Source organism: Amycolatopsis sp. cmx-11-32 (assembly GCF_047608695.1).
Taxonomy (GTDB): Bacteria; Actinomycetota; Actinomycetes; order Mycobacteriales; family Pseudonocardiaceae; genus Amycolatopsis.
Genome location: NZ_JADNQN010000017.1, coordinates 41,119 through 54,015, shown reverse-complemented (window position 1 = coordinate 54,015; position 12,897 = coordinate 41,119). Strand labels below are relative to the sequence as shown.

The window sequence follows — 12,897 nt, the reverse complement described above, 5'->3', positions numbered from 1 at the left end:
GTGACCGTTGACGACACTCGCGCGAAGCCCCGCTCCAGCGTCGAGGACGTCTGGCCTCTCTCGCCGCTGCAAGAAGGGATGCTCTTTCACACCGTCCTCGACAAGGACGGGCCGGACACCTACACCGTGCAGACCGTCTACGGCATCGACGGCCCGCTGGACGCCGGGCGACTGAAGGCGTCGTGGCAGGCGCTCGTCGATCGGCATGCCGCGCTGCGGGCCTGTTTCCGCTATGTCAGCGGCGCGCAGATGGTGCAGGTCATCTCCCGCGACGCCGAGATTCCGTGGCGCGAGACGGATCTTTCCGGCCTGCCGGACGACATCGTCGACGGCGAGGTGGACCGGCTGGCCGCGGAAGAAGTCGCGGAACGGCTGGACATCGAGACGGCGCCGCTGATGAAACTGCACCTGGTCCGGCTGGGCCAGGAGAGCCACCGGCTCGTGCACACCCTTCATCACGTGCTGACCGACGGCTGGTCGATGCCGATCATCCACCGCGAGCTGGCCGACATCTACGCCGCGGGCGGCGACGCGTCCGGGCTCCCGCCCACCGTGTCCTACCGGGACTATCTCGCCTGGCTGGGACGGCAGGACAAGGAAGCGGCCCGGACGGCCTGGCGGGACGAACTCGCCGGGCTGGACACCCCCACCACGGTCGTCCCCGCCGATCCGGCCCGCGTGCCGGATATCCACACGGCGGTGGTCGAGCTGTCCACCGAGCTGACGGACGGCCTCGCCCGGCTGGCGCGCGGCAACGGTCTCACCCTGAACACCGTCGTACAGGGCGCTTGGGGTGTCGTGCTGTCGCAACTCGCCGGCCGCACCGACGTGGTGTTCGGCGCGACCGCCTCGGGGCGCCCCGCCGATCTGGCGGGCGTGGAGTCGATGGTCGGCCAGCTGCTCAACACCCTGCCGGTCCGCGTCCGGCTCGCCGGCGCGCGCCGGGCCGTCGACCTGTTCACCGACCTGCAGCGCCGCCAGTCGACACTGATGGCTCACCAGCATCTCGGCCTGCAGGACGTGCTGGCCGTCACCGGGCCCGGAGCGGTCTTCGACACGCTCGTCATCTACGAGAACTTCCCCCGCCAGGGACTCGGCGAGGAGCCGGACGGCCGCCTCGCCCTGCGCCCGGTGAAGCGGGGGCGCAACTCCTCGCACTATCCGTTCACCCTGATCACCGGTCCCGGCGAGCGGATGCCGCTCATCCTCGACTACGACCGGGGCCTGTTCGACCACACGGCCGCCGAATCGGTCGTGGGCGCGCTGGCGCGCGTGCTGGAGCGGCTGGTCACCGAGCCCGATGTCCTCGTCGGCAGGCTGACGCTGCTGAGTGAGGCCGAGCGCGCCCTGGTGGTGGACGACTTCAACGCGACCGCGGGCCCGGTGCCGGGGAAGTCCGTGGTCGAACTGTTCGCGCGGCGGGTGGCCGGGGCGCCGGACGCGGTGGCGATCACCGACGCCTCCGGAGCGAACCTGACCTACGCGGAGCTCGACCAGGCGTCGAACCGGCTGGCCGGGTACCTCGCCGGTCGTGGCGTCGGCCGCGGCGACCGCGTCGGGGTGGCCATGGACCGGTCCCCGGAGCTGCTGAGCACGTTCCTGGCGATCTGGAAGGCGGGCGCCGCGTACGTCCCGGTGGACGTCGAGTACCCGGCCGAGCGGATCGCGTTCATCCTCACCGACTCCGGGATCTCGACCGTCGTCTGCACGCGGGCCACCAGCGGCGTCGTGCCGGAAGGCGCGATCGTTCTCGACGCGCCGGAGACGCGGGCGGCCGTCGACGCCTGTGCCGCCACGGCGCCGGAGTTCCGGCCGAGCGCCGACGATCTCGCGTACGTCATGTACACCTCCGGATCCACGGGCCTCCCGAAGGGCGTGGCCATCCCCCATGGGGCGGTGGCCGGTCTCGCCGGTGACGCGGGCTGGCAGCTCGGTCCCGACGACGGCGTGCTGATGCACGCGACGCACGTCTTCGACCCCTCGCTCTACGCGATGTGGGTACCGCTCGTCACCGGTGGCCGGGTCCTGCTCACCGAGCCGGGAGTGCTGGACGCCGTCGGGGTCCGGCAGGCCGTCGAACGGGGCGCGACCGCCGTCCACCTCACCGCCGGTACCTTCCGAGCGCTGGCGGAAACGTCCCCGGAGTGCTTCACCGGCCTGGTCGAGATCGGGACCGGCGGGGACATCGTTCCCGCCCAGTCCGTGGAGAACCTGCGGCGGGCCCAGCCCGCTCTGCGGGTGAGGAACACCTACGGGCCGACCGAGACCACCCTGTGCGCGACGTGGCTCCCGATCGAGCCCGGTGACGTGGTCGGCCGGGAACTGCCGATCGGCCATCCCATGGCGAACCGCAAGATCTACCTCCTCGACGCCTTCCTGCGACCGGTCACACCGGGTGTGGTTGGCGAGCTGTACATCGCGGGCACGGGGCTGGCCCGCGGCTACCTCGCCAAGCCGGACCTGACGGCCGAACGGTTCGTGGCGTGCCCGTTCCTCCCCGGTGAGCGCATGTATCGCACCGGGGACCTGGCGCGCTGGACCAGCGATGGCGAGGTGGTGTTCCTCGGGCGTACCGACGAGCAGGTGAAGATCCGCGGCTACCGGGTCGAGCTGGGCGAGGTCGAGGCCGTGCTGGCGGCCCAGCCGGGCGTGGTCGAAGCCGTCGTCCTGGCGCGGGAGGACCAGCCGGGCGAAAAGCGTCTGGTGGGTTACGTCGTCTCAGACGGCGGCGACGCGGGTGCGGAGGAGATCCGGCGGCAGATCGGACTGGTCCTGCCCTCGTACATGGTCCCGCTGGCGGTCGTCGTCCTGCCCGGCCTGCCGGTCACCCCCAACGGCAAGGTGGATCGCCGGGCACTGCCCGCCCCCGATCTCGCGGGACGCACGTCGGAGAAGGCGCCGCAGAGCGAAACCGAGAAGGTGCTGTGCGCGCTTTTCGCGGAGATCCTCGGCGTCGACCCGGTGGGGGTCGACGACGCCTTCCACGACCTTGGCGGAAGTTCGGCGCTGGCCATGCGGCTCATCGCGCGGATCCGTGAAGAACTCGGCGCGGATCTGCCCGTCCGGCAGCTGTTCACCTCGCCGACGCCCGCGGGTGTCGCCAGGGTGCTCGCCGCGAAGTCGCGGCCCGCGCTGGTGACCGCCACCCGAGGAGACCGGGTGCCCCTCACCGCCCGCCAGCTCCGCGCCTGGCTCCTGGCCAGTCCCGGCGAGGAAACCGCCGACCAGCACGTCTCGGTCGCGCTGCGCTTGCGCGGCAAGCTGGACGTGCCCGCGCTGGCGGCGGCGCTCGGCGACGTCGCGGCGAGGCACGAGATCTTCCGTACGAGCTTCCCCGGCCACGGGCAGAGCGTGTATCAGCACATCCACGACGCCTTGGCGGTCGAGCTGGCCCCGGTACCGGTCACCGAGGAGGACCTCCCCGGGGCACTCGCCGAGCGGCGCGAACGAGTCTTCGACCTCACGCGGGAGGTGCCGTGGCGCTGTGACCTTTTAGCACTGTCCGAAAAGGAGCACGTGCTGCACCTGAAGGCGCACCGCATCCTCGCCGACGACGACTCGATCAACGTGTTCTTCCGTGACCTGGCGGCCGCGTACGGCGCACGGCGCGCGGGAAGGGTTCCGGAGCGTGCGCCGCTGGCACTGCAGTTCGCCGACTACGCGATCTGGGAGCAGCAGCTTCTCGCGGACGAGCACGAGCTGGGCAGCCTGATCAACGAGCAGGTCGTCTTCTGGCGGGACAACCTGGCGGGTATCGACGGGGAGACGGTGCTCCCGTTCGACCGCCCGCGACCGGCCGTCCCGTCGCGGCGGGCCGGTTCGGTCGCGCTGCGGCTGGACGCCGCCTCACACGCCCGGCTGACCGCCGCGGTGGAGCGGCTCGGCGCGGACGCGCAGCAGACGGTGCACGCCGCGCTCGTCATGCTCCTGGCCAGCTACGGCGCGGGCGAAGACCTGGTGATCGGCACGACCCTGCCGAGGGACGACGACTTCATCGACCTGGAGCCGATGATCGGGCAGTTCGGCCGTCCGTTCGCCCTGCGCACGGACGTCTCGGGTGACCCGACCTTCCTGGAGGTCGTCGCTCGGGTGCAGGAGGCCGCCGTCGGCGCGAACCAGCACCTGGACCTGCCCTTCGAACGGATCGCCGAGCTGCTGGACCTGCCGGCCTCGCTGTCACGCCACCCGGTGTTCCAGGTGGGACTGGAGGTGCGGGACGAGGAGACCGGCACGTGGGACGCGACGGAACTGCCCGCCCTGCGCACCAGCGTCGAACCCGGCGGGCTCGAGGCCATCGAACTGGATCTCGCTTTCCGCCTCGCCGAGTGCCATGACGACGAGGACAACGAGGACGGCCTCGCGGGCTCCCTCCACTACGCCGTCGACCTGTTCGACCAGGACACGGCCGAGTCGGTGGCCCGGCGGCTGGTCCGCGTCATGGAACAGGTGGCGGAGGATCCCGGACGGCGGATCAGCGACCTGGACCTCTTCCTGGACGACACCGAACGCGGCCGTCCGCCCATCGCGCCGGCGCGATGGTCCGGTGCCGTCCCGTCGGTGCTCGCCGGTCTGGCCGGGGACGGCCCGCTCGGCGCGCTCCTGCTCGACGGCGAGCTGCGCCCCGTCGCTCCCGGTGCCGTCGGCGATCTCTACGTCACCGGTCAAGGAGTGGACGGGGGCGAACCCGATCAGCCGACCGTGCCCTGTCCGTTCGGGGCTCCGGGGCACCGCATGCTGCCCACCGGCTTGCGCGCCCGCAAGACCGCTGCCAAGACCTTGATCGTCGTCGGCGAGCGGCGGCGATCGAACGCCTTGGTGCGGACGGGGGACTACGAGATCCTGCTGCCGCTGCGAGCGGGAGGTGACCGCCCGCCACTGTTCTGCTTCCACGCGAGCGGGGGGCTGAGCTGGAACTACGGCCCGTTGCTGAACCACCTTCCGGCGAATCAGCCGGTCTACGGGGTGCAGGCACGCGGCCTGGCCCGTACCGAACCGCTGCCTGCCAGCGTGGAGGAGATGGCGGCCGACTACCTCGAACAGATCCGCGCCGTCCAACCGTCCGGGCCGTATCACTTCCTTGGCTGGTCCCTCGGCGGGAGGATCGCGCAGGCGATGGCCGTGGTGATCGAGGCGGCGGGGGAGGAGGTCGGTCTGCTCGCCCTGCTCGACGCCTATCCCACCTACATGGGAAAGAAGTCGACCGGCTCCGCGGCCGACGAAGAGGCCTTCGGAAAGCGGAAGCAGCAGGAACTGGAACTCGCCGGTGAAGTGGTGGAGGGCGAAGGCGCCCGGTCGCGGCTGAAGGCGGTCATGCGGAACCTCTGGGAGGTCGGGCCGAGGCACACCGCTTCCGCGACCTTCGCCAGCGACGTCCTGCTGTTCATCGCCGCGGTGGACCGTCCCGCGCATATGCCCGTGGAATACGCGAGGGACAGCTGGAAGGACTACACCAGCGGGACCGTCGAATCCCACGAGATCCCATCCGACCACTACGAAATGGTGCAACCCGCGGCATTGGCCCAGATCGGGGCCATCGTCGCCGAGAAGCTCCGGCCCCGGCCGGACCGTGAAAGGACACAGCGATGAGCAATCCGTTCGACAACGAAGACGGTTCCTTTTTCGTACTGGTCAACGACGAGGGCCAGCATTCCCTCTGGCCGACCTTCGCGGAGGTGCCCGCGGGCTGGACCCGCGTCCACGGTGAAGCCGGCCGTCAGGAATGCCTCGCCTACGTCGAGGAGAACTGGACCGACCTCCGGCCGAAGAGCCTCATTCAAGAAGCCGGCGCCTGAGGCGGAGGCGTCCAGCCGCTCAATGTGGTCGGTTGGACGAGCCCCGACTCTCGTCCGACCGACCTGAAACATCCATTCCGCCTCCACCGGGCTGGATGGGGGGAAAGGACCAGCAGTGTTCGAGGAGATCAACGTCATCCGTGGTACGGAGATACACCGGAGGACCCGATTCGACCCGGGATCCCAGCTCCGCACCCTGATGAGCGAAGGCCCCATGTCCATCTTGGGTGTCGAGGATTGTCCCGAACCGAGGACCGCGTGGCTCGTCACCGGATACGAGGAGATCAGGCAGGTTCTCGGCTCGGACAAGTTCAGCGCCAAGCTGCTCTGGGGCGGGACCGCGGCCGGGTTCACCTGGCCCGGCTTCCTCACGCAGTACGACCCGCCGGAGCACACGCGCCTGCGCCGCATGGTGGTCTCCCCGTTCGCCGTCCGGCGGATGGAGAAGTTCCGGTCGCAGATCGAACAGATCATCAGGACGACCCTGGACGACATCGAGGCCATCGGCGGCCCGGTGGACTTCGTCCCGCACTTCGGGTGGGCCGTCGCGACGACGGTGACGTGTGACTTCCTCGGCATCCCCCGCGACGACCAGGCGGATCTGTCACGCGCCCTCCACGCCAGCCGGGCCGAAAAGTCCGGCAAGAAGCGCGTGGCGGCGGGAAACAAGTACATGACCTACATCGAACAGGTCGTGGCTCGTACGCGCCGCGATCCCGGTGACGACATGTTCGGTGTGGTGGTGCAGGAAAACGGCGACGCGATCACCGACGCGGAGCTGAAGGGGGTGGCCGCGTTCATCATGGGCGCCGGCGGGGATCAGATGGCTCGTTTCCTCGCGGCGGGTGCCTGGCTGATGGCCGAGAACCCCGAGCAGTTCGCGATGCTCCGGGACAACGCGGACGCCGTCCCGGATTGGCTGGACGAGGTCGTCCGCTATCTCACCACCGACGAGAAGCTCACCCCGCGCATCGCGATGGAGGACGTGCGCATCGGTGATTGCGTCATCAAGGAAGGCGACACCGTCACCTGCTCTCTGCTGGCCGCGAACCGCCAGCATTTCCCCGGCCCGGAGGATCGGTTCGACATCACCAGGGAAAGGCCTGCGCATGTCGCCTTCGGGCACGGCATCCATCACTGCCTCGGCAGGCCGCTGGCCGAGCTGGTGTTCCGGACCGCGATTCCGGCGCTGACACACCGCTTTCCCGCGCTGAAGCTGGCCGAACCGGACCGCGAGATCAAACTGGGTCACCCGCCGTTCGACGTGGAATCCCTGCTGCTCGATTGGTAGCGCGGAAATACAGGAGAACCGATGAACAACCCAGTGAGCGATGACAGTTCGCTCCCGCTTCACATTCGACGACAGGGCTTGGATCCGGCGGACGAACTGCTTTCCGCCGGCACCCTGACAAGGGTCACCGTCGGATCCGGAGCGGACGCCGAGTCCGCCTGGATGGCCACCGGGCACGCCGTCGTCCGGCAGGTGCTCGGCGATCACAAGAAGTTCAGCACCCGGCGCCGCTGGGACCCGCGCGACGAGATCGGCGGGAAGGGCGTCTTCCGGCCGCGGGAACTGGTGGGCAACCTGATGGACTACGACCCGCCAGAGCACACCCGGCTCCGGCAGCTGGTGACCCCGGCGTTCACCCTGCGCCGGATGCGGCGGATGGGGCCGTACGTCGACCGGATCGTGGCGGACCGGCTCGATGCCATGGAGCGGGAGGGATCCCCCGCCGATCTGATCGAGCTGGTCGCCGACGAGGTGCCAGGAGCCGTGCTGTGCGAGCTGATCGGGGTGCCCCGTGACGACCGCGCCATGTTCATGCAGCTGTGTCACCGGCATCTCGACGCCTCGCTGAGCCAGCGGAAACGGGCGGCCGTCGGCGAGGCGTTCTCCCGCTACCTGCTGGCCATGATCGCCAGGGAACGGAAGGACCCCGGCGAAGGGCTGTTCGGGTCGATCGTCGCCGCACACGGCGACGCGGTCACCGACGAGGAGCTGAGAGGCTTCTGCGTGCAGGTGATCTTGGCGGGCGACGACAACATCTCCGGCATGATCGGGCTCGGCGTGCTGGCGCTGCTGCGGCACCCCGAGCAGATCGCCGCGTTGCGGGGCGACGATCAGTCGGCTGATCGGGCCGTCGACGAGTTGCTCCGCTACCTGACGGTCCCGTATGCGCCGACACCCCGGACCGCGATGGAAGACGTCGCCATCGCGGACCAGGTGATCAAGGCGGGGGAGTCGGTCATCTGCTCCCTCCCGGCGGCGAACCGTGACCCTGCCCTGCAACCGGATGTCGACCGCCTCGACGTCACGCGTGAGCCCATTGCTCATGTCGCGTTCGGGCACGGCATCCACCATTGCCTGGGAGCCGCGCTGGCCCGCCTCGAACTGCGAGCGGTCTATACCGCTCTGTGGCGACGTTTTCCCGACTTGAGGCTCGCGGATCCCGACCAGGAAACGCAATTCCGCCTGACCACCCCCGCGTATGGCTTGACCAGCCTGATGGTCGCATGGTGATCGTCTGCTGGACCGCCCCGGGGCCGTTCGCATTCCAAGGGAGACTCAAATGGTAATCGTGATGGCGCCCGACGCCTCGGTGCACGAGATCGACGCGCTCGTCTCGATGGTGGAGAGAGCGGGCGGCTCGGCGTCCGTCAGCCGGGGTGTCAGCCGGACGATCATCGGGCTGGTCGGTGACATCGAGCGGTTCCAGACGCTCGGCCTGCTCGGCAAACCGGGGGTCGCCGACGTACTGCGCGTCTCGGTGCCCTACAAGCTGGTGAGCCGTGAGAACCATCCGGCGCGTTCGGTGGTCGGCGTCGCGGGGGTGCCCATCGGCCCCGGCACGATGACCTTGATCGCCGGCCCGTGCGCGGTCGAGACGCCGCGCCAAACCCTTGCCGCCGCACGAATGGCGCAGCAGGCCGGCGCGTCTCTGCTGCGTGGCGGCGCCTACAAGCCGCGAACTTCGCCGTACGCCTTCCAAGGGCTCGGCGAGGACGGCCTGCGCATCCTGGCCGACGTCCGGGAGAAGACGGGGATGCCCGTGGTCACCGAGGTCGTCAGCGCGCACGACGTATCCCTGGTGACCAAGTACGCGGACATGCTTCAGGTCGGCACACGGAACATGCAGAACTTCGCGCTCCTGCAGGCGGTCGGCGACTGCGGCAAGCCGGTGATGCTCAAGCGGGGCATGAACGCCACGATCGAGGAGTGGCTGATGGCCGCCGAGTACATCGCCCAGCGGGGCAACCTCGACATCGTGCTCTGCGAGCGGGGTATCCGGACGTTCGAGACGGCCACCCGCAACACCCTCGACGTCTCCGCGGTCCCGGTCGCGCAGGCGCTGACCCACCTGCCGGTGATCATCGACCCGTCGCATTCCGGCGGACGGCGCGAACTGGTGCTGCCGCTGTCCCGCGCGGCGATGGCGGTGGGCGCGGACGGCCTGATCATCGATGTGCATCCCACTCCGGAAGAGGCGCTCTGCGACGGCCCCCAGGCGCTGGTCGCCGACGACCTCGCCGAACTGGGCAGGGCCGTCCGTGAGTTCCCGCCGCTGCTCGGCCGCCACCTCACCGCGGGAGCGAGCCTCATGGCGTAGTCGCCTGGGCGGCTCCAATGAGGGACAAGGCAAAGATGGCCTGATCGGTACTGGGGTTGTGAGTGGCGATCCGTGTTCCGAGCCGAATCGCCACTCACGAGACCCAGTACCGAGCCGGTGGTTTCGCGTGACTGAACGGACGTCACACGTGACTGGATGGATGTCACACGTGACTGGATGGATATCACACGTGTCCAGACGGACAACTCGCCGCGGGAGTCCGGCCAATCACGCGTGATGTCCGTCGGATCACGCGTGATGTCCGGCCAATCACGGGTGATGTCCGTTCAGTCACGCGAAACCGCCCAACGGTCGGTACCTGAGACACGGTTGGCTCCGAGCCGAATCGCCACTCACGACCCCGTGCCCTGATCAGGGCCGAAGGCGTCCTTCGTCGCATCAGACGTGGCCAAGGGAGCCTTCACCCCGCCGCCGGCCTCGCAGACGAACACGACACGGTCGGCCTTCTCCTCGATAACATCCCGAAACCACACGGTGAGGGACGACAGTCCGGCCTCGGGACCGGTCATCGGCACCGTGCCCGCCCAGGTCCCGAAGGCCTCCCGTTGTCCACGCGCAGTGCTGGACCTGCTGTCTGATTGCAGGTGGAATTGGGTCGCCAGAGTGCCAGGGCCGGTTGCGCCGGCGTCCATCCGGTGTCGTTCTCAGAACGCCACTCCTGGTCAGTGAAGGAGCTTCAGCTCGGTATGGATCACGCTATCGATGGGGTCGCGCCGATTTTACGGCCGACGGCGAACTACATGATGAGAACGCTTTGCGATCCGCATGAGGACATGTTCGAACTCAGGGCGCACGGCCCGCTGTTCCGGACGGTCGGGGAAGCGAGCACTCAGCTGGGCGTCGACTATGTCTGGCAGGCAATGGGCTACGACGTGGTGCGAAAGATCCTCGGTGATCACGAGAACTTCACCACGCGGCCCCGGCTGACCCAGTCGGAATCGGTGACCGGAAAAGGGAATCACGTAGCGTCCCAGTTCGTCGGACAGATCTCGACCTATGATCCACCCGAGCACACCCGGCTGCGGAAAATGCTGACACCGGAATTCACGGTCCGGCGGATCCGGCGGCTGGAACCCGCCATCCAAGGCCTTATCGACGAGCGGCTCGAGGCGATGGAGGCGGAGGGGCCGTCCGCGGACCTCCAGGGACTGTTCGCCGATCCGGTCGGCGGGGGTGTCCTGTGCGAACTGCTCGGCATCCCGCGTGACGACCGGCACGAGTTCATCCGCCGGATCAGGCGGAACGTCGATTTCAACCGTGGGTTCAAGGAGCGAGCGAACGACAGCGCGGCGTTCAACCGATACCTGAACGGTCTCATCACCCGGCAGCGCAAGGACCCCGACGAGGGGTTCATCGGCATGCTCGTGCGAGAGCACGGGGACAACGTCTCGGACGAAGAACTCAAGGGCCTGTGCACGGCGCTGATCCTCGGTGGTGTCGAGACCGTCGCCGGGATGATCGGCTTCGGGGTTCTAGCTCTTCTGCAGAATCCCGAGCAGATCAAGGCACTCCTCGCCGGCCGCGAGGAGGCAGATCGCTTGGTCACCGAACTGGTGCGCTATCTGTCGCCCGTGCAGCAGCCGAATCCACGGATGGCCGTGAAGGACGTGGTCATCGACGGGCAGCTGATCAAAGCCGGGGACTATGTCCTGTGCTCGATTCTCATGGCCAACCGGGATGAAGCGCTGACGCCGAATCCCAATGTCCTTGACGCGAATCGTCCGCCGATTTCGGACGTCGGATTCGGGCACGGCATCCATTTCTGCATCGGCGCGGCGGTGGCGAAGGTGATGCTGCGGATGTCCTATCAGACCCTGTGGCGCCGGTTCCCCGGGCTGCGCCTGACGGTGCCCATCGAGGAAGTCAAGCACCGGAACGCGTTCGTCGACTGCCCGGATCGGTTGCCGGTCGACTGGTAGCGGACTACAGACCAAGTTCAACAGCCACAACGAGTTGACACTCGAACGAGGAATGGTGGGATATGTCGGTGGAAGAGTTCGATGTGGTGGTGGCCGGTGGCGGTCCTGGCGGCTCGACCGTCGCCACCTTGGTGGCCATGCAGGGGCACCGGGTCCTGCTGCTGGAGAAAGAGGTCTTCCCCCGCTATCAGATCGGTGAGTCGCTGCTGCCCGCCACGGTGCACGGGGTGTGCCGGATACTCGGCGTCGCGGACGAACTGGCCAATGCCGGGTTCCCGATCAAACGGGGCGGCACTTTCCGCTGGGGTGCCCGCCCGGAGCCGTGGACGTTCCACTTCGGCATTTCGGCCAAGATGACCGGCTCGACGTCGCACGCCTATCAGGTCGAGCGGGCGAAGTTCGACCAGATCCTGTTGAACAACGCCAAAAGCAAGGGCGTGGTCGTGCGCGAGGGGTGCGCGGTCAACGATGTGGTGGAAGAGGGCGAGCGCGTCACCGGGCTGCGGTACACCGACCCCGACGGTAACGAGCGTGAGGTGTCGGCGCGCTTCGTGATCGACGCGTCGGGTAACAAGAGCCGGCTGTATTCCCACGTCGGCGGTACGCGGAACTATTCGGAGTTCTTCCGCAGCCTGGCGCTGTTCGGGTACTTCGAGGGCGGTAAGCGGCTGCCCGCGCCGGTCTCGGGCAACATCCTGAGTGTGGCCTTCGACAGCGGCTGGTTCTGGTACATCCCGCTGAGCGACACGCTGACCAGTGTCGGCGCGGTGGTGCGCCGGGAGGACGCCGACAAGATCCAGGGTGACCGCGAGAAGGCGCTCACGGACCTGATCGCCGAGTGCCCGCTGATCTCGGAGTACCTGTCGAACGCGACCAGGGTGACGACCGGAAAGTACGGGGAGTTGCGGGTCCGCAAAGACTATTCGTACCAGCAGACGACCTTCTGGCGGCCGGGGATGGTCCTGGTCGGTGACGCCGCGTGCTTCGTGGACCCGGTGTTCTCCTCCGGTGTGCACCTGGCGACCTACAGCGCGCTGCTCGCGGCCCGGTCGATCAACAGTGTCCTCGCGGGCGATCTGGACGAGAAGACCGTACTGACCGAGTACGAGGCGCGGTATCGCCGCGAATACGGCGTGTTCTACGAATTCCTCGTGTCGTTCTATCAGATGAACGTGAACGAGGAATCGTATTTCTGGCAGGCCAAGAAGGTCACGAAGAACGAGAACACCGATATCGAGTCGTTCGTCGAGCTGATCGGTGGCGTGTCCTCCGGTGAGACGGCGCTGACGGCCGCGGACCGGATCGTCGAGCGCAGTGCCGAATTCGCCGCGGCCGTTGATCAGATGGCGAGCGGCGACGGGGACGACATGGTGCCGATGTTCAAGTCGCAGGTGGTCAAGCAGGCGATGCAGGAAGCGGGCCAGGTGCAGATGAAGGCGATCCTCGGCGAGGACGCCGAGCCTGAGATGCCCTTGTTCCCCGGGGGACTGGTCACCTCGCCCGACGGGATGAAATGGCTGCCCTACCACCCGGCGTGAGTGGTCTACCGGAGAGGGG

Annotated in this window: 8 protein-coding genes; 7 read left to right on the top strand and 1 reads right to left on the bottom strand. The window is 68.2% G+C overall.

All coding sequences use genetic code 11. The features are described from left to right. From ACM6LR_RS35135 to aroF, 5 genes are all read left to right on the top strand, one after another. Positions 1-5,586: an amino acid adenylation domain-containing protein gene (locus ACM6LR_RS35135; protein ID WP_414945324.1), complete on the top strand. Its 5,586-nt coding sequence runs from the start codon at positions 1-3 to the stop codon at positions 5,584-5,586. Further along, positions 5,583-5,792 (top strand): MbtH family protein, encoded by a 210-nt coding sequence (locus ACM6LR_RS35130; protein ID WP_409491165.1) that lies wholly within the window; start codon positions 5,583-5,585, stop codon positions 5,790-5,792. The genes ACM6LR_RS35135 and ACM6LR_RS35130 overlap by 4 nt, the downstream gene beginning before the upstream one ends. Before the next feature lie 115 nt (positions 5,793-5,907). Next, a complete protein-coding gene (locus ACM6LR_RS35125; protein WP_414939962.1) occupies positions 5,908-7,083 on the top strand; it encodes a cytochrome P450 in 1,176 nt (391 codons plus the stop codon). A gap of 21 nt (positions 7,084-7,104) precedes the next feature. After that, the gene (locus ACM6LR_RS35120) at positions 7,105-8,313 is read left to right on the top strand and encodes a cytochrome P450 (protein WP_414939961.1); all 1,209 of its coding nucleotides are present in this window, start codon (positions 7,105-7,107) and stop codon (positions 8,311-8,313) included. A 49-nt stretch (positions 8,314-8,362) separates the two neighbouring features. Further along, positions 8,363-9,400, top strand: a complete 1,038-nt coding sequence (gene aroF / locus ACM6LR_RS35115; RefSeq protein WP_414939960.1) for a 3-deoxy-7-phosphoheptulonate synthase — start codon at positions 8,363-8,365, stop codon at positions 9,398-9,400. Between the two features lie 353 nt (positions 9,401-9,753). Here the strand turns inward: aroF and ACM6LR_RS35110 are convergent, their stop codons facing one another. Further along, a complete protein-coding gene (locus tag ACM6LR_RS35110; RefSeq protein ID WP_414939959.1) occupies positions 9,754-9,930 on the bottom strand; it encodes a hypothetical protein in 177 nt (58 codons plus the stop codon). A gap of 177 nt (positions 9,931-10,107) precedes the next feature. Between ACM6LR_RS35110 and ACM6LR_RS35105 the strand changes: the two genes are divergently transcribed. Together ACM6LR_RS35105 and ACM6LR_RS35100 are read left to right on the top strand one after the other, a co-directional pair. Continuing rightward, positions 10,108-11,340, top strand: a complete 1,233-nt coding sequence (locus ACM6LR_RS35105; RefSeq protein WP_414945323.1) for a cytochrome P450 — start codon at positions 10,108-10,110, stop codon at positions 11,338-11,340. A gap of 62 nt (positions 11,341-11,402) precedes the next feature. Further along, positions 11,403-12,878, top strand: coding sequence for a tryptophan 7-halogenase (locus tag ACM6LR_RS35100; protein WP_414939957.1), 1,476 nt, complete (start codon positions 11,403-11,405; stop codon positions 12,876-12,878). Positions 12,879-12,897 lie beyond the last annotated feature (19 nt).

What these genes read in the sequence shown, in the direction of transcription:
- ACM6LR_RS35105 (WP_414945323.1), top strand. Translation starts at nt 10,108, where the DNA reads ATGGATCACGCTATCGATGGGGTCGCGCCGATTTTACGGCCGACGGCG.
- ACM6LR_RS35120 (WP_414939961.1), top strand. Translation starts at nt 7,105, where the DNA reads ATGAACAACCCAGTGAGCGATGACAGTTCGCTCCCGCTTCACATTCGA.
- aroF (WP_414939960.1), top strand. Translation starts at nt 8,363, where the DNA reads ATGGTAATCGTGATGGCGCCCGACGCCTCGGTGCACGAGATCGACGCG.
- ACM6LR_RS35130 (WP_409491165.1), top strand. Translation starts at nt 5,583, where the DNA reads ATGAGCAATCCGTTCGACAACGAAGACGGTTCCTTTTTCGTACTGGTC.
- ACM6LR_RS35110 (WP_414939959.1), bottom strand. Translation starts at nt 9,930, where the DNA reads ATGACCGGTCCCGAGGCCGGACTGTCGTCCCTCACCGTGTGGTTTCGG.
- ACM6LR_RS35100 (WP_414939957.1), top strand. Translation starts at nt 11,403, where the DNA reads ATGTCGGTGGAAGAGTTCGATGTGGTGGTGGCCGGTGGCGGTCCTGGC.